This window comes from Brenneria roseae subsp. americana (assembly GCF_003115815.1).
GTDB classification, from domain to species: domain Bacteria; phylum Pseudomonadota; class Gammaproteobacteria; order Enterobacterales; family Enterobacteriaceae; genus Brenneria; species Brenneria roseae.
Window position 1 is genome coordinate 23,778 of sequence record NZ_QDKJ01000004.1, and the last position, 16,133, is coordinate 39,910.

The 16,133-nt window shown below is 53.5% G+C and carries 15 protein-coding genes; 10 read left to right on the forward strand and 5 right to left on the reverse strand.

The features are described from left to right. Window positions 1-158 precede the first annotated feature (158 nt). The 7 genes from B4923_RS06040 to B4923_RS06070 all read left to right on the forward strand — a co-directional run bounded on the left by B4923_RS06040 (window position 159) and on the right by B4923_RS06070 (window position 7,416). Window positions 159-1,025 (forward strand): ABC transporter ATP-binding protein, encoded by an 867-nt coding sequence (locus B4923_RS06040; RefSeq protein WP_109053467.1) that lies wholly within the window; start codon window positions 159-161, stop codon window positions 1,023-1,025. Beyond that, window positions 985-1,851, forward strand: coding sequence for an ABC transporter permease (locus tag B4923_RS06045; RefSeq protein ID WP_109053468.1), 867 nt, complete (start codon window positions 985-987; stop codon window positions 1,849-1,851). Before B4923_RS06040 ends, B4923_RS06045 begins: the two co-directional genes overlap by 41 nt. Window positions 1,852-2,136: 285 nt before the next feature. Continuing rightward, the gene (locus tag B4923_RS06050) at window positions 2,137-2,964 is read left to right on the forward strand and encodes an ABC transporter substrate-binding protein (protein WP_109053469.1); all 828 of its coding nucleotides are present in this window, start codon (window positions 2,137-2,139) and stop codon (window positions 2,962-2,964) included. A gap of 55 nt (window positions 2,965-3,019) precedes the next feature. Further along, a complete protein-coding gene (locus tag B4923_RS06055; protein ID WP_109053470.1) occupies window positions 3,020-4,582 on the forward strand; it encodes an amino acid ABC transporter permease/ATP-binding protein in 1,563 nt (520 codons plus the stop codon). Continuing rightward, window positions 4,566-5,243 (forward strand): GntR family transcriptional regulator, encoded by a 678-nt coding sequence (locus tag B4923_RS06060; protein WP_109053471.1) that lies wholly within the window; start codon window positions 4,566-4,568, stop codon window positions 5,241-5,243. Before B4923_RS06055 ends, B4923_RS06060 begins: the two co-directional genes overlap by 17 nt. Continuing rightward, on the forward strand, window positions 5,240-6,115 hold the full coding sequence (locus B4923_RS06065) for an urea carboxylase-associated family protein (RefSeq protein ID WP_109053472.1): 876 nt from the start codon (window positions 5,240-5,242) through the stop codon (window positions 6,113-6,115). The genes B4923_RS06060 and B4923_RS06065 overlap by 4 nt, the downstream gene beginning before the upstream one ends. Before the next feature lie 191 nt (window positions 6,116-6,306). Continuing rightward, on the forward strand, window positions 6,307-7,416 hold the full coding sequence (locus tag B4923_RS06070) for an iron-containing alcohol dehydrogenase family protein (RefSeq protein ID WP_109053473.1): 1,110 nt from the start codon (window positions 6,307-6,309) through the stop codon (window positions 7,414-7,416). 85 nt (window positions 7,417-7,501) lie between these two features. Here B4923_RS06070 and gltP read toward each other — a convergent pair whose 3' ends face one another. Next, complete coding sequence (gene gltP, locus B4923_RS06075) at window positions 7,502-8,818, reverse strand: glutamate/aspartate:proton symporter GltP (RefSeq protein ID WP_109053474.1); 1,317 nt, start codon at window positions 8,816-8,818, stop codon at window positions 7,502-7,504. Window positions 8,819-9,227: 409 nt separating this feature from the next. Beyond that, complete coding sequence (gene cbl / locus B4923_RS06080) at window positions 9,228-10,181, reverse strand: HTH-type transcriptional regulator Cbl (protein WP_109053475.1); 954 nt, start codon at window positions 10,179-10,181, stop codon at window positions 9,228-9,230. A 397-nt stretch (window positions 10,182-10,578) separates the two neighbouring features. Between cbl and B4923_RS06090 the strand changes: the two genes are divergently transcribed. The 3 genes from B4923_RS06090 (at window position 10,579) to B4923_RS06100 (ending at window position 13,781) form a co-directional block, all read left to right on the forward strand. Then, window positions 10,579-11,559, forward strand: a complete 981-nt coding sequence (locus B4923_RS06090) for a GlxA family transcriptional regulator (RefSeq protein WP_109053477.1) — start codon at window positions 10,579-10,581, stop codon at window positions 11,557-11,559. Between the two features lie 79 nt (window positions 11,560-11,638). Beyond that, on the forward strand, window positions 11,639-12,649 hold the full coding sequence (gene gap / locus B4923_RS06095) for a type I glyceraldehyde-3-phosphate dehydrogenase (protein WP_109053478.1): 1,011 nt from the start codon (window positions 11,639-11,641) through the stop codon (window positions 12,647-12,649). Window positions 12,650-12,821: 172 nt separating this feature from the next. Further along, window positions 12,822-13,781, forward strand: a complete 960-nt coding sequence (locus tag B4923_RS06100) for a DMT family transporter (RefSeq protein ID WP_109053479.1) — start codon at window positions 12,822-12,824, stop codon at window positions 13,779-13,781. A 23-nt stretch (window positions 13,782-13,804) separates the two neighbouring features. Here B4923_RS06100 and B4923_RS06105 read toward each other — a convergent pair whose 3' ends face one another. The 3 genes from B4923_RS06105 to B4923_RS06115 are packed head-to-tail and all read right to left on the reverse strand — an operon-like array spanning window position 13,805 to window position 16,128. Then, window positions 13,805-14,305, reverse strand: a complete 501-nt coding sequence (locus B4923_RS06105; RefSeq protein WP_109053480.1) for a TlpA family protein disulfide reductase — start codon at window positions 14,303-14,305, stop codon at window positions 13,805-13,807. Continuing rightward, window positions 14,292-15,011: an ABC transporter ATP-binding protein gene (locus B4923_RS06110; RefSeq protein ID WP_109053481.1), complete on the reverse strand. Its 720-nt coding sequence runs from the start codon at window positions 15,009-15,011 to the stop codon at window positions 14,292-14,294. Before B4923_RS06110 ends, B4923_RS06105 begins: the two co-directional genes overlap by 14 nt. A 4-nt stretch (window positions 15,012-15,015) precedes the next feature. Beyond that, window positions 15,016-16,128, reverse strand: a complete 1,113-nt coding sequence (locus tag B4923_RS06115; protein WP_210732716.1) for an ABC transporter permease — start codon at window positions 16,126-16,128, stop codon at window positions 15,016-15,018. Between the last annotated feature and the right edge of the window lie 5 nt (window positions 16,129-16,133).

Here is a 16,133-nt window from a genome sequence, read left to right on the forward strand (position 1 = left end):
AAATTTCGGGAGGCCGGGACGGCGGCAAGCGAGTGAGGCTCATGGATGAACCGAGTAGCAGAGCCAACGCACCGGCAACCTGAAAGCTGACGGGTAGAGGCTTGCCATCGTTAACATGCGCAGTTGGCCGGCACCGTCAATCACGCACTGGAGGATTTATGAGCCACGACCACAACGGTGAGCTGCCAAAGCCCCTGTTACAAATCGACGGCGTCGGCCTGGAATACCGAACTCGTCGCAGCCAGGTTCGCGCCACACACGATGTCAGTTTTGACGTATTTCCCGCTGACCGCTTTGTGCTGCTCGGGCCATCCGGGTGCGGCAAATCCAGCCTGTTAAAATCCATCGGCGGATTTTTACCTGCGGTGGAAGGTGAAATCCGACTTGATGGCGAACGCGTCACACAACCGGGGCCGGACCGAATTATGGTTTTTCAGGAGTTTGACCAGCTTCCGCCGTGGAAAACCGTGCTGGAAAATACGCTGTTTCCGCTGGTCGCCAGCCGAAAGGCGACTCGGGCCGAAGCCCGTGAAAGAGCACTGTATTTTCTGGATAAAGTCGGATTAACCAAATTTGCCGATGCCTATCCTCATACGCTATCCGGCGGAATGAAGCAGCGTGTCGCCATCGCCAGAGCGCTGGCGATGCAGCCAAAAGTGTTATTAATGGATGAACCGTTCGCCGCGCTGGATGCGCTGACTCGCCGCAAAATGCAGGAAGAATTACTCGCCTTATGGGAAGAGGTGCGCTTCACCCTGCTATTTGTGACGCACTCCATTGAAGAGGCCTTGATTGTCGGTAGCCGCGTGCTGCTGCTCTCTCCTCATCCGGGGCGGGTACGGGCAGAAATCAACTGTCATCAGTTTGCGATGGACGATCAGGGCGGCGAAGCTTTTCAGGCGGCGGCCCAGCGTATTCACCATCTTCTGTTTCCCACTGAAGGTACGACGCCTTCTCCTGCCATATCGCATCAAGGTAAACACTATGAGCATCCAGCCCCCCGTCCGACCCGAGTATCAGCGTGAACTTACTCCGCTCAAAAATTTTGCGCTGGCCTTGCCTCTACCGCTTACCACGCGGTTATGGAATCAGGCATGGCTGCGTAAGATTGTCATTCTGTTCGGGTTAATTATCTTGTGGGAATTAGGCTCCCGCTGGCAAAACAACGAATTGATGTTCCCTGGTTTTCTGCAAACCTTTGCTGCTTTCCGGGAAGATCTGGCCAATGGTGAATTACCGAATAAGGTTATGGTTTCACTCAGCACATTGCTGAAAGGCTATGTGGTGGGTAGCCTGCTGGCGTTGGGATTAAGCGCGCTGGCCGTATCAACCCGCATTGGACGTGATTTGCTGGCAACGCTAACGTCCATGTTTAATCCCCTGCCCGCCATTGCGTTGCTGCCGCTGGCGCTGTTGTGGTTCGGGCTGGGCGAGAAGAGTCTGGTTTTTGTACTCATTCATTCCGTAATGTGGCCGATGGCGCTCAACACCTATTCAGGTTTCCTCAGCGTTTCTGAAACGCTGCGTATGACCGGACGAAATTATGGTTTGAAAGGTCGGCGCTATGTTGCCTACATCCTGGTGCCCGCCGCACTACCTTCCATTTTGTCCGGTCTGAAAATCGGCTGGGCATTCGCGTGGCGTACATTAATTGCCGCCGAACTGGTTTTCGGCGCATCCAGCGGCAACGGAGGGCTGGGTTGGTATATCTTCCAGAACCGTAATGAGCTGTATACCGACCGTGTTTTCGCCGGTCTGGCTTCCGTCATCATTATTGGCTTGCTGGTCGAGGGGCTGATCTTTGCCAGCATAGAAAAACTCACGGTAAAACGTTGGGGAATGCAACGCTAACTACCTCACTCAAGGTGTAATGCACCATTTTGCTGCGCAATAATGGTGCTGTTGCACCTTTACTATGCTTTTTCGTTTTATCCTGGCTGAAATTCCCAGCCCACCGGCATCGCCCGCCCAGGTATCCCTCGCCCCCTTTTCCACTATGAATTTACACGCCTTATTGACCGCCTCGACGCACCGGCGTGTCCTTTTTTTTAAAAAAATAATTATTGGCATACTTATTGATATCATATTGTTCAACAATGTGAATTATTCTTGACGCCACCACCAGAGAAAAAAACCATGAAAAACACAACACACAATAAAAAACGTTCGCTCCACCGTACCGCACTGGCTTTGTGTAGCTGTCTGTTTGGCATCACATCAGTTCAGGCAGACGCCGCATTGAAAATAGGTACCGACCTTACCTATCCGCCTTATAACTATATGGATAATGGGAAACCCGCAGGATTCGATACCGAGTTCATGGCGCTGGTAGCCAAAACGCTCAACACCACGCCGCAATTTATGGACACGCGTTTTGCCAATCTGATCATGGGAGTCAACACCAGCAAATTCGATGTCATCGCGTCAACCCTTTATGTCACGCCAGAACGTGCCAAACAAATCGACTATATCCCTTATATGAAAACCGGCGGCGTGTTGCTAACGCTGAAAGCAGGCAACTTCACCCCCACCCAACCAGAGATGCTGTGCGGTAAAAAAGTCAGTTCCATTCAGGGCGCCGCCTGGATCGGAAAACTGGCCGAAGTGTCGAAAACCGTCTGTGCAAAACAGGGGATTGGACCCATTGATGTACGCGAGTTCCCGACATCGCCAGAAGCCAGTCAGGCGGTATTATCTCATGCCGTGGACGCGCAATTTGAAGATGCCGCCGTCGCCCGCGCCGCCGCTGACAAATCAGGCAAGTTAGCGGTCACCAGCGATATTCTTTATCCCGTCGTCGTCGGACTGGGCGTTAAAAAAGGTAATGCAGAACAGTTACAGCAACTTAACGACGCGGTAGCGAAAGTTCTGGCGTCGTCCGACTACCAGTCGCTGCTGAAGCAATATAACCTGACCGCGCCGACGGCAGAGGATATTACGTCTGCACTGGCCGGTACGCTGTAACTGCTGACTTGCCATCTCCCTTCTTCATTACGGGGCGACACAAGGATACCGCTTTATGAATATTGACTGGCACTATCTCCTCGGCCTATTTAGCTACCAGGAGTTTTGGGGCGCCACCTTGCTGGTCGTTGAACTCAGTATCGCCACCTGGCTGGGCGGTATCCTGCTCGGATTAGTCCTGGCGTTGGCGAAACAGTCGCACATCTTGCCATTGCGCTGGCTCGCCGGGACCTATATCTGGCTATTTCGCAGTCTGCCGTTATTGGTTCTCATCATTTTTATTTACAACCTGCCGCAGTTTTTCCCTGCCAGTGCCACGCTACTCTCTTCCCCGTTCCTTGCCGGGCTTATCGCGATGATCCTTAGCGAGTCAGCCTACATCGCCGAAATTCATCGCGGCGGGCTGATGTCGGTTCACAAGGGACAGGTCGAAGCAGGACGCGCGCTGGGCATGAGATATTTAGGTATCCAGCGTCTGATCGTCATTCCGCAGGCGTTACGTATCGCCCTGCCTACGTTGGCTAACGAGTTCGTCACCATTGTAAAGCTGACGTCGCTGGTTTCAGTGATTTCACTGGCTGAGATCCTAATGGTCGGGCAACGACTCTATACTCAGAATTTCAAGGTGATGGAGACCTTGCTGGCGGTCGCCTGCTATTACGTCTTTATTGTTACGGTATTCGACCGATTAATTACCTGGCTGGAGCGCCAGCTTGACGTTAATCACCGGTTGGCACGGCCCACCAGCAATCAGGAACAACAGCTGGCGCGGCAAACTTCGCTGACACCGCCTTCGCCGCCCGGGCACGCCCGTTTTTCCAGACTTCATCCACCGATCATGACGTTGACTGAGGTCAGCAAGCGCTATGGCGACAAAGTGGTGCTGCAAGGCATTACCCTTCAGTTAGGAAAAGGCGAGGTCGTCTCCATCATTGGGCCGTCTGGCTCAGGGAAAACCACGCTAATCCGCACCATGAATGGTCTGGAATCACTGAGCAGCGGTGAAATCACGCTGAATGGCAAACGTTTTTTGCACGTAACACCTCACGGCCGTCCCGATAAATTTTACTACGATCAGGCTGACCGTATCGGCATGGTATTTCAGGGGTTTAATCTGTTCCCGCACAAAACCGCGTTGGAAAACATTATGTTAGCCCCCCACTACCACCGCCAGGGCGCGCAGGATGATATTCGCCAGCTCAGTCTGGCCTTACTGGATAAAGTGGGATTGCTGGCACAGGCGCATCAATACCCACATCAACTATCCGGTGGGCAACAGCAGCGGGTGGCGATAGCTCGTGCGCTGGCGATGAAACCGTCAATTATGTTATTTGATGAACCGACCTCCGCACTCGATCCGGAACTGGTCGGCGAAGTGCTGAAGGTGATCGAAGACCTGGCTAATGAAGGCATGACCATGGCCATCGTCACCCACGAAATGTCATTCGCCTTTAAAATTTCCGATCGCATTATTTTTATGGAACAGGGTGAAATGGTTGCTCAAGGCACACCCGGCGAGCTAAGCGTGTCAGAAAATCCCCGCCTATCGCGCTTTCTGACAAGTCAACGACATGTATTGAATCAACTGGAGTTCTCATCGCATGCGACCACAGACTGAAGAGACAACGTATCAGGAGCTGCCGGCCTTTGAACGCGTGGCAAATCTGCTGCGCGATGAAATGATCGCCGGAAAACTGTTGGGTGGACAAACCCTGATCGAAAGTGAACTGGCTGAACGCCATCAAATTTCCCGGAATACCGTACGCGAAGCACTGCGCCAGTTGCTGTGTGAAGGGTTGGTTGTTTACCAACGTAATAAAGGTGTCACGGTACGTACGATGACACGTGCGGATATCAAGGATATTTATATTATCCGCCGCACGCTTGAGCTACAGGCGGTCGGCGGCGACAGATATATCAAACAGGAAACCCTGAAGCGGCTATGGGATACCATTGAAATCGTGGAAAGCGCCGCCCGCGACGACGACTGGCCTACCGTGGCAACTTACAGCCTGCGTTTTCACCAGGTCATTGTCAGCATTCTGGGTAGTGCGCGCTTCAATAGTTTTTTTGCCAGCATCGTCGCCCAGCTACGCTTGCTGTTTGCCTCGGCCCCCGACGAAAAATTCTTCCAATATCCCTGGGTTGAGCGTGACCATCAGATCTATCAACTGCTGCGGTCCGGCGATCGCCAGGCTGCCTGCCAACTTCTGACTCAGTATTTACAGGATTCAGAACAATCATTACTCACATTATTTGTGACCAAGGAATCACTATGACCACATTTTATCCTGCGGCTTATCAGGTATCCAAAGGATCGGCGCTGGACGTCGATCGCGATTTCTATCAGCACATTGCCACCGCACAACACAAACGGACGCTGATTGAACAGATCCATGTTCCTATTCGCACCGGTCAGGCCTGGACCGTGCCGGCCGGTCACGTCTTTCGCATTGTTGCCGCAGAGGGCGCCCAGGTTGGCGACCTGAATATATGGAATCAACATAATCCGCGGGAACGGATGTGGGCGGCGCGTACCCGGCAATTACAAGGCGCACATGTCTCAACCTTCGACCGTCTGTGGTCTAACCTGCCATTTCTGCGCCCCATGGTGACCATTACCGCCGATAGTCTGGCCGATTACGGCATCGACGAACATGGCGGCCGCGTACACGATCTGCTGGGAACGCGTTGCGATCCCTACGTCAACCATCTGTTGACCGGTGAAGACTTCGATTTTCACTGCCATTCCAATCTCACCCGCGCCGTGATGCCCTATGGTTTGACCGAGTTTGACGTGCACGATGTCCTCAACGTTTTCCAGTGTACCGGGCTAAACGCGGACGATATGTATTTCATGAAAGCCTGTCCGGCGAAAAAAGGGGATTATCTGGAGTTCTTTGCCGAAATTGATGTGCTGTGCGCGATTTCAACCTGCCCGGGAGGCGATCTCTCGTTGCCGATGTGGGGACCGGACGCGGAAGATCCCTTGTCAGTCTGTCGTCCGCTGGGAATTGAAATCTACCAGTTGGATGACTCGCTGCTGCAAGGTTGGTCACAGCCGGTGTCACCGGCCTATAAAGGCAACCACGGTATGCCCTTGCCTAAATGGGAAGATCAGCCCGGCGCGGAAAACAAAAAATGTTGCTGAAATGCCATCGGACAGGCGCGCTACCTCCTCACTTCGCTTCATAGTTAACCGGATCGCTTGATGCGTCTCCTCACCGCCTGCTGGTTATGCAAAATGCGCGTATGCATAACCAGAATTGTTCTTTTGCCGTTTTCTGCATCGCTGCTACAACTGGATATCCTCTGTCCTCCGACATAGAAGAGATCGCATCCATGATTGCAATACAAGCACCAGAAACCTATCTGAATCGTGATGGCGTCATCCGTTCTGTTGGTGAATTCATTACGCCTTTTGCCAAAACGGTTCTGATCGTTACCAGCCCGCAGGCCTGGCAGGCAACGGCAGAACACGTTGAGCGCAGTCTGAATCAGCACGGTCTGATTTATCAGGTTGAATTTCTGCCGGGTGATTGCACCAAGCTCGTAATCGAAGCACTGACCGCTCAGGCACGCAAGTTCAAGGCTGAATTGATTCTGGGCATTGGCGGGGGACGCGTCCTGGATTCGGCGAAAGCCGTCGGCGAGGTATTGGGACAGATTCCGGTGATCACCGTTCCCACGATCGCCGCTACCTGCGCGGCCTGGTCTCCCATCAGCGTCATTTACAGCGAAACCGGCGCGCACAATGGTCCAATCGCATTGAAGCGACTGCCGGTATGGGTTCTGGTTGACAGTGAAGTGATTGCGCAAAGCTCGTCGCGTTACCTCAAAGCAGGCATCGTGGATGCGTTGGCGAAATGGTATGAATTCCAGCCTTATTTGCGCAATGGCGATGACGGACTAGCTCTGGCATTGAAAGCGCAGGCGGCAAGACTGGCCGTGGATACCTTCAATACTTACGGTGAACAGGCCATTAATGACAATGAGCAACGGCAGGTAACGCCGGCATTACGCAAAGTGATTGATGCCGTTATCGCACTGGCCGGTGTGGCGAACAGCATGAAAGACAATGTTCCGCGGATTGGCGTCGCGCATGCCATTCATAACAGCATGACGCGTTTGCCGGCGCTTCATCATTGGCTGCACGGCGAAAAAGTAGGATTTGGCTTAGCGGCACAGGCATTTCTTGAACATGAGCATGCCAGCGACAGAGCAGAGCTATTGTCACAGCTTCATCGCTATGGCAGCCCACTGACGCTCACATTACTCGGTCTGGGCGATCGCCCGCAGCTGGTTGAGGAAATTGCGCAAGAGGTGAAAATCTCCGCCAAAATAGCGGCGAGACTGCCCTTCTCCGTCGCGCCGGAAAACATCAAAAATGCGCTATGGAGTACCCAACAGTTGGTTCAATCCCCCCTGCGTGAAGACAGCCGGGCCGCCTGAATGACAACGCCCCGGAAAGGTACCGGGGCCGTCATTCATGTCCGTTCAGCGCTACCGCAGCGGCCCGATGAAAACCGCTATCCGCTCACCCTTGCGGCGCCGTTGCTATGTCAATACCTTTCAGTTCGCGTTCATAAGCCTGCGCTTTTTTCTCATCAAACTGATGTTCCCATTTGGCGACAACCAGCACCGCCAGCGCGTTGCCGACAACATTCAGCGCAGTCCGCGCCATATCCAAAATACGATCGACCCCGGCAATAAACGCCAGACCTTCCAGAGGGATGCCCACACTGCCGAGCGTCGCCAGCAGCACAACAAAAGAAACGCCCGGCACGCCGGCAATCCCTTTTGACGTCAGCATCAAGGTCAATACCAGCACAATTTCCTGCCCAATTGACAGTTCAATGCCGTACAACTGCGCGATAAAGATGGCGGCAATACTTTGGTACAGCGTAGAACCATCAAGGTTAAAGGAATAACCGGTTGGCACGACAAAACTGGTAATCGATTTCGGCGCGCCATACGCTTCCATTTTTTCAATAATACGCGGCAATACCGTCTCAGAACTGGCCGTAGAGTAAGAGAGAATCAATTCATCTTTCAGGATTCGAATCAGCATGGTGATGCGTAATTTACATAAACGGGCCACGCTGCCCAGTACCACCAGAGCGAAAAACAGAATCGAGGCATAAACCAGAATCACCAGTTTCGCTAACGGCCACAGTGAGGCAAAACCAAAGTTGGCCACCGTCACCGAAATCAGGGCAAATACCCCTACCGGAGCATAACGCATGATCATATGCGTCACTTTAAACATGGTTTCGGATACGCCGCGGAACACGTTCAACAGCGGATCGCGGTGCTCTCTGGGTAAAGAAGACAAGCCCAGACCGAACAGTACCGAAAAGAAAATAATCGGCAGCATATCCCCTCTGGCGAGGGCCGCAAAGATATTGGGCGGAATCAACGACAGGATGGTAGCGACCAAACTATGTGAGCCGCTTTGAACCTGCTCGGTGGTTTTTTCATATTGTGAGATATCGACAGAGGTCAGCATCGACATATCGATGCCCTGTCCCGGCTGGAACACGTTCGCCAGCGTGATGCCCAGAACGATGGCTATCGTGGTGATGACTTCAAAATAAATGATGGTCTTCAGACCAATTCGGCCCAGCTTTTTCGCATCCCCAACGCCGGCAATGCCGACAATCAGCGTAGCGATAACAATGGGCACGACAATCATTTTAATCAGGCGGATAAAGATATCGCCCGCGGGACTGAGAATATTACTGATGAGCCACTGGCGACTCTCGGCCTGTTCATGCAACACCGCGCCGAGTGCGATACCAAGAACCAATGCAATGAGGATTTGCCAGGCAAGGCTGATTTTCTGCGTTTTCATGTGATTTTCCGTTTTAAAACTCCTCGCCATGAACGCATGGCGATATCGCAAATTTCGGCTCAAGGTAAGCCGTAAAATAAGCGTGGAGACAGCATATTTGATGAACCGCTATCGATGTTTTCCCATACCTGCGTGAAAAATGAATCACATAGTTATTCAATAAAAGCGCACAAGTATTTGTATCTAAAAATAAAACATCAAGCATAAGTTATTGTTATGGCGTGGAATGCTACTATCCCCCTACGGTGAGATCAAGTGGATTATGGGAGCAGCAAATCATAATTATGCTTAATCAATGACAGCGAGACGGGCCGAATCACAGCGGCGTGACGAAAATTATTGCGGGGAATAACGTCAGCCAGCGACAAGAAAATCGCTGGCTGGAAACAACGTCAGGCAAGCATCCTGCTTAGATCTGGTAATCAATAACCGTATCGTCATGATCGCTGAAAACCCGATCTTTAATTTCAGTCAAAGAGAGTTCCGTGTTACAAAGTTGAATGAACTTCCAGGCGTAGTTACGCTGTAGTTGATGTTTTTTCAACCCCAGCCACACCGTATTCGCTTCAAATAAATGTTCCGCGTTCAATTTGACTAATCCTTTATCCCGATCGGGATCGTAAGAATGGTCGGCGACGATCCCGACGCCAAGCCCCAACTCGACATAGGTTTTAATCACATCCGAGTCCTGTGCGCTCAGGGTAATATCCGGGGACATTCCGGCGGCCTGAAATGCCCGATCCAAACGGGAACGTCCGGTAATCCCCTGACGATAGGTAATCAGCGGCACGGTATTGAGTTTCTCCAGCGTTAATATCGGTTCCCTCGCCAACGGATGGTTTTCCGGCACAATGACCGAATGATGCCAGCGGTAATAGGGAAAAGCAGCCAGCGCAGTTTCATTAATCAGTTGCTCGCTGGCAATGCCGATATCGGCATCTCCCGTATGCAGCATCGCCACAATTTCATCCGGCGTTCCCTGATTTAACACCAGACGCACCTGCGGATACAGCGCCCGAAACTCTTTGATCACCTGTGGCAGGCTATAGCGGGCCTGGGTGTGCGTGGTCGCTATCACCAGTTGCCCGGTGTCGTTATTGGTAAAGACGTTGGCCAGACGACGGATATTGCTGGCGTCGTTCAGAATCCTTTCTGCGACAATCAACAGCTCTTTACCTGGTTCCGTCATTCCCAGCAACCGTTTCCCGCGACGGATAAATATTTCAATCCCCAACTCTTCTTCCAGCTCACGAATATGCCGGCTCACACCAGATTGAGAGGTAAACAGCGTATTCGCTACCTCGGTCAGGTTGTAATTGCAGCGCGCAGATTCACGAATAATTTTCAGTTGCTGAAAATTCACTTTTCACCCCGTCGTTAGTATTACGTTCCAGCCTTATACCCTGAATAATTCGGGTTGCATGAAGGCGGTCAGCGATTCGGGAGACAAATCCGCCGGGGCGAGGCCCATGAAAGGACCGGATAACGAGCGCGGCCAACGCACATGCAACTTGAAGTATGACGGGTATATCCAATGGCTATGTCTGACAATAGGTATATTGATACGAAGGAATGGGGCTCAGGACAAATACGGAAATGGTTTTTATTATGCTATTTTGTACTATAGAAAATAACATACTGATATTAATGATATTAAAATTGAGCAATCTGTATCCTCTGCTGAAGAATCATCTGTACCCTCTTTTTGGATAACTCAGGTTGGGCTTGACTTATTTTGCCTCATTTGTATTTTTAAGGACATGCACACATTCCTGATCATTGTCCCCGAAGGGGGAATGCTATTCGAAGCGGCGGGGATTGCCGACATCCTGACGCAGGCTAATCGCCTGAGGCCGGAGGATTCGCCCAATCCGCGCTACCAGGTGACAATTGCCACCACCCAGCCTCATCACGTTGTACACGGGCAGTCAGGGCTGAACCTTCTGGCGGATCACCGTCTCTCGGATCTCGATCCCGCGCTGGAACGCGATACCATCATGATCACGGGAAGAGGATTGAGCGAGGAAGAAGGCGCCGTCGTCGCGGATTGGGTTCGCCGCGCCGCACCCAAAGCGCGGCGCGTCGTTTCTGTCTGCGGGGGCGCATTGATCCTTGCCCAGACCGGCCTGCTTGATGGGCGCCGGGCCACTACGCACTGGCGATTGCTGGATACGTTGCAATCCCGTTTTCCCAAAGTGAAAGTCGAAAGAGGGCCGATCTATATTCAGGACGGCGCAATATGGACTTCGGCCGGCGTCAGTTCGGGGTTCGATCTCACGCTGGCGCTCGTCGAAGACGATCACGGCTTCACTCTGGCTCGCGACGTCGCACAAGACCTCGTCATGTTCCTGCGCAGACCTGGCGGCCAATCGCAATTCAGCCGCTATATCCTGAATCAGGCCAAAAAACCCGGCCCGATTCGCGATCTCCAGTCCTGGATCCTTGAGAACCTCGCCCACGACCTGTCAGTCGAAAAGCTGGCGGACCGCGTCGCCATGAGCCCGCGTAACTTCACGCGCGTGTTTACCCGTGAGACCGGTACGACGCCGGCCAAATATGTAGAAGAAGTGCGCCTGGATGCAGCCAGACAACGTCTGGAACAAGGCGCGGAAAAACTTGAACAGGTCGCGGAAGCGACCGGATTCGGCAATAGTCTCAATCTGCGCCGTGTTTTTGAAAGAAACCTGCAACTCACGCCGACGGAATACCGCGAACGCTTTTGCTCCCGCATGTTGGCGTAAATTGATCTATAAACGTCATTTACGCCATTCTTCTTCCTATCTAGAGTAGCAGGAGGACAATTAACAAAGGGCATTCATCATGGTCAACGTAGGTATCAATGGGTTCGGAAGAATCGGTCGTAATGTCTTACGCGCGGCATTGGGTCGCAGCGATTTCCAGATTGTGGCGATCAACGACCTGACGGACAGCAAGACTCTGGCTCATCTCCTGAAATACGATTCACTCTCTGGCACCTTGCCGGCCAGCGTCGAAGCGGTTGATGATCGGTTGGTGCTTGATGGCAGGCCCATCCGTGTTTTCTCAGAAAGAGATCCCGGTTCGATCCCATGGGGGAGCGTTGGCGTCGATATCGTGATCGAAGCCACCGGGTTTTTCACCGAAAAATCCAGGGCCGAGGTGCATATTACGAAGGGGGGAGCCAAGCGAGTCATTATCTCCGCGCCCGGAAAAGGTGACGACATCACGATAGTCATGGGCGTCAACCATGAGCAGTACGATCCAGCCCGCCATCAGGTTGTCAGCAACGGAAGTTGTACCACCAACGGCCTTGCCCCCGCGGTTCAGGTGCTCCATCAAACCTTCGGCATTGAGTATGGCCTGATGAACACCACTCATGCCTATACCAACAGTCAGGCTCTGCACGACCAACCGGAAAAGGATTTGCGCGGCGCCCGGGCCGCGGCCCTCTCGATCGTGCCTTACTCCAGCGGGGCCGCCAAAGCGATCGGCAAAGTGATTCCTGAATTGGATGGTCGCCTGACCGGCTACTCCCTGCGGGTTCCGGTTCCGGTGGTTTCTATCGTCGACCTGTCGGTTACCCTGAAACGCGACGTCACGGTAGATGAGATCAATACCGCTTTTCGCAAGGCGGCGGAGTCTGGCCCTCTTCAGGGCATTCTCGGTTACAGCGACGAACCGCTGGTATCAAGCGATTATCAGGGAGACCCGCGGTCATCCATTATTGATGGGCTTTCAACGCTGGTCATCGGCGGCAGGCTGGTCAAGATCCTGGCATGGTACGACAACGAATGGGGCTTTTCTAATCGCCTCATTGACCTGGCATTGCTGATGGAAAAACGGGGATTGTGACAACCCATCGCCCCTCGGCCTGTGGTCGAGGGGCGACACGGACGATCAATTTCCCACGCTTCCCGGTATTGAACGTTATCATGCGCTGTTTTTCGTTATTCCTTTGAACCCCACCGTCTCAGCCTCTAGACTAGGCGTCCTCTATCCATATTTAATGAATAACGGGTTTACGATGCTCACTGGCGTTCTTTTCGCCCTCTCGGCAGGGTTAATGTGGGGGTTGATTTTCGTTGGTCCAGTCATTGTGCCGGAATACCCGGCAGCCTTACAGTCAACCGGACGTTACCTCGCTTTCGGGCTGATCGCCATCCCCCTGGCCTGGCTGGATCGCCACAGACTGCGTCAATTAAGCCGCCAGGACTGGTTTGAAGCGCTGAAACTCACCGCGATCGGCAATGTGCTGTATTACTTCTGCCTGGCCAGCGCAATCCAGCGTACCGGCGCGCCCGTTTCAACCATGATTATTGGTACGTTGCCGGTGGTTATTTCGGTCACCGCCAATCTGCTGTACAGCAAACGCGATGGCCGAATCGCCTGGCGGCGGCTTGCGCCGGGGTTGATACTGATTGTCGCCGGGCTGATTTGCGTCAATATTGCGGAATTGAAAGGATCGGCAGCGCCATTGGATCTTTGGCGTTATTTAAGTGGCATCGTGCTGGCCTTCATTTCCGTTGCCTGCTGGACCTGGTATCCGCTGCGTAACGCCCGCTGGTTGCGTGAGCATGTGGACAAGACGCCTACCACCTGGGCCACAGCGCAGGGTCTGGTTACGCTGCCCCTGGCGATACTGGGCTATCTGCTGGTCTGTACCCATCTTGCCCTGACCAGTGAAGGGTTCGCATTACCCTTCGGCCCGCGTCCGGCCGTGTTTATCCCGCTGATGATCGCCATTGGCCTATTTTGCTCGTGGCTGGGAACGCTCTGCTGGAACGAAGCCAGCCAGCGGTTGCCTACGGTACTGGTTGGTCCGTTGATTGTTTTCGAGACGCTGTCCGGTCTGACGTATTCATTTATGATTCGCCAGTCCTGGCCTCCGCTGCTCACGCTGTGTGGCGTGGGCTGCCTGGTGGTCGGCGTGATTTATGCCATGCGGGTTAAGCCACGGCCGATAATTGTGCCGGTGCCGGTATAGATGGCGGTTTCAGGGGAAACCAATCAAGCGCCACTCGCTAATTGTCGGAACAGCGCGACCAGCTGTTCCTCATTTCTTGCGCCCTGATGCAGCTCCAGCACCTTGCCGTGGCGGTCAATGGCGAACGAGGTCGGTGTGCCCATGACCTGATAACGCTCCCTGGTAATACCCAGTTGATCGCGAACAACCGGATAGGTGATCTTGTGGTGAGCCAGCAAAGAGGAAATATCCACAGCATCAGGATCGGTATTCACTGCCACCACTACCACTTTATCGCCATAGTCTTTGCTGAGCTTTTCCAGCGTACTCATCTCAGCCAGGCACCCACCACAGCCCGAAGACCAGAAATTCAGATACACGCTTTTCCCCTGCCAGCGGGATAAATCCACCTGCTGTCCGGCCAAATCATAAGCCGCAAGCGCAGGCGCTTTAGCGCCGATGCTCACCTGTTCTTCTTTACAGCCGCCAAGCAACACCAGCATTCCCAACAGGAAAACGGCGTTGAGAGTATTACGCCATAGCATGATGGTTAATCTCCTCACTTAGATACTTACCGTGTTGTAAACGGATAATGCGGTCGGCAAACCTGCCGAGTTCAGGGTTATGCGTCACCATCACGATAGTACGCCCCTGACGGTGCAAATCCTTCAACAGATCCAATACTCGCTGTTCGTTCTCTTCGTCCAGATTCCCTGTCGGTTCATCGGCGAAAATAACTGGCGGTTCATTCACCAGCGCACGGGCAATACACACCCGCTGCTGCTCGCCGCCGGACAGCTGGCTGGGCAGATGGTCTACACGGTGCGCCAGCCCGACCTGCTCCAGCACCCGACGCGCCGCGGCTTCATCTACGACGCTGTGGTAATGCTGGGCCAGCATGATATTTTCCAGCGCGGTCAAAAAAGGAATCAAATGGAACTGCTGAAAGACCAGACCAATTTTATCCGCCCGGAATTTGCGCCGCCCTTCTTCATCCAGCGCCGCGGCATCAATGCCGTCCAGCAGCACCTGCCCGTCACTTACCGTATCCAGACAGGTAAGAATGTTCATCAGCGTCGTCTTGCCCGAACCGGACGCGCCCATAATGGCCACGAACTCGCCGCGGGCGATGCGAATATTGATATTCTCCAGCGCGGTAACCTGACCAAAGCGTTTATAAAGCTGGCGAGTTTCAATCACCGCCTCTTCCGGGGCCTGCTCCGCCGCTTGAACCTGTATTGCTAAGGACATCGCACTACTCTCCTTTTAAAACTTTGGCTGGTTCGATATAAATCGCCCGTCGGGTAGGAACAATGGCCGCAACCGCCGCGACCAGCAGAGAGAGCACCAGCGTTAACGGAAATACCGGCGCCCGCAGCGAGATTGAGGCGTTGAACACCGCCATGCCTAACACCTGCGCCAACAAATACCCGATCAATGAACCGCAAATCACCGCGGCCAGCGCAATAATGCCGGTTTCCGCCAGCATCTGACGGATGATATCCCGCCCGCTGGCGCCCAGCGCCTTCTGTAAGGCAAACTCACGCGCGCGTTCGCCAACAATCGCCATCAGCGTCGTGTTCACGCACAGGGACGACAGCACCAGAATGACCACGGAAACCAGCCCCATCAGCCCTTTGATCTTGGTCAGCACCTGACCTTCCGAGGCCGAGACTTTGAGAATGGGGCGAATTTCCAGCTGCGGATATTGTTGCTGCAAGCTGGCGGCGAATTGATCCACCTGCCCCAGATCGTTGCTGACGCTGAGCAACGCGTTACTGATCGTCCCTTCTCTATCCAGCCACTTCTGCGCCAACGCCAGATTGACGATCAGCATATTGTCGGTGGCATCGCCGGATTCCACGATCCCTTTAATCTGCAATCGCTGCCTGCCGCCGTCGCCCACCAGCGTGATACTGTCGCCCACTTTTACGTTCAACCGTTCCGCCAGCTTGACCCCAATCATCGCATTGCGATCGTCAAAACTGACGCCAATCCAGTTGCCGGTAACCTGCCAGTAAGGAACCAGCGGTCGTAGCGACTCAAACCACACCCCCATCAGGACGACTTTCTCCAGCTCCGTGCGTGCCATCCCGTACAGATAAGGGCTGGCGGCATTGATCAATCCGGCCGGCGCGTTTTCCACAATCGGCTGAAAGGTACTTTGCGGCAACGAATTCCCCCGTGCGGGGCCGATATAGAAGTTGGCCCCGAAGGTGCGCAATTCCTGACTCATTTTGGCATTGATATCGAAATAGACGGCAGACATGGCAGTCACGATTGCCGCACCGACAGTAAGGGCGGCAAACACGACGCTAACCCGCTGCATACGCAATCTCAGCGCGCGAAGCACCAGCCGCCAGAACATCCCGT

Coding starts and splice junctions, on each gene's coding strand:
- B4923_RS06115 (WP_210732716.1), bottom strand. CDS start 16,128: ATGTTCTGGCGGCTGGTGCTTCGCGCGCTGAGATTGCGTATGCAGCGG.
- B4923_RS06050 (WP_109053469.1), top strand. CDS start 2,137: ATGAAAAACACAACACACAATAAAAAACGTTCGCTCCACCGTACCGCA.
- B4923_RS06060 (WP_109053471.1), top strand. CDS start 4,566: ATGCGACCACAGACTGAAGAGACAACGTATCAGGAGCTGCCGGCCTTT.
- B4923_RS06065 (WP_109053472.1), top strand. CDS start 5,240: ATGACCACATTTTATCCTGCGGCTTATCAGGTATCCAAAGGATCGGCG.
- gap (WP_109053478.1), top strand. CDS start 11,639: ATGGTCAACGTAGGTATCAATGGGTTCGGAAGAATCGGTCGTAATGTC.
- B4923_RS06100 (WP_109053479.1), top strand. CDS start 12,822: ATGCTCACTGGCGTTCTTTTCGCCCTCTCGGCAGGGTTAATGTGGGGG.
- B4923_RS06070 (WP_109053473.1), top strand. CDS start 6,307: ATGATTGCAATACAAGCACCAGAAACCTATCTGAATCGTGATGGCGTC.
- B4923_RS06090 (WP_109053477.1), top strand. CDS start 10,579: ATGCACACATTCCTGATCATTGTCCCCGAAGGGGGAATGCTATTCGAA.
- B4923_RS06110 (WP_109053481.1), bottom strand. CDS start 15,011: ATGTCCTTAGCAATACAGGTTCAAGCGGCGGAGCAGGCCCCGGAAGAG.
- B4923_RS06055 (WP_109053470.1), top strand. CDS start 3,020: ATGAATATTGACTGGCACTATCTCCTCGGCCTATTTAGCTACCAGGAG.
- B4923_RS06105 (WP_109053480.1), bottom strand. CDS start 14,305: ATGCTATGGCGTAATACTCTCAACGCCGTTTTCCTGTTGGGAATGCTG.
- B4923_RS06045 (WP_109053468.1), top strand. CDS start 985: ATGAGCATCCAGCCCCCCGTCCGACCCGAGTATCAGCGTGAACTTACT.
- B4923_RS06040 (WP_109053467.1), top strand. CDS start 159: ATGAGCCACGACCACAACGGTGAGCTGCCAAAGCCCCTGTTACAAATC.
- gltP (WP_109053474.1), bottom strand. CDS start 8,818: ATGAAAACGCAGAAAATCAGCCTTGCCTGGCAAATCCTCATTGCATTG.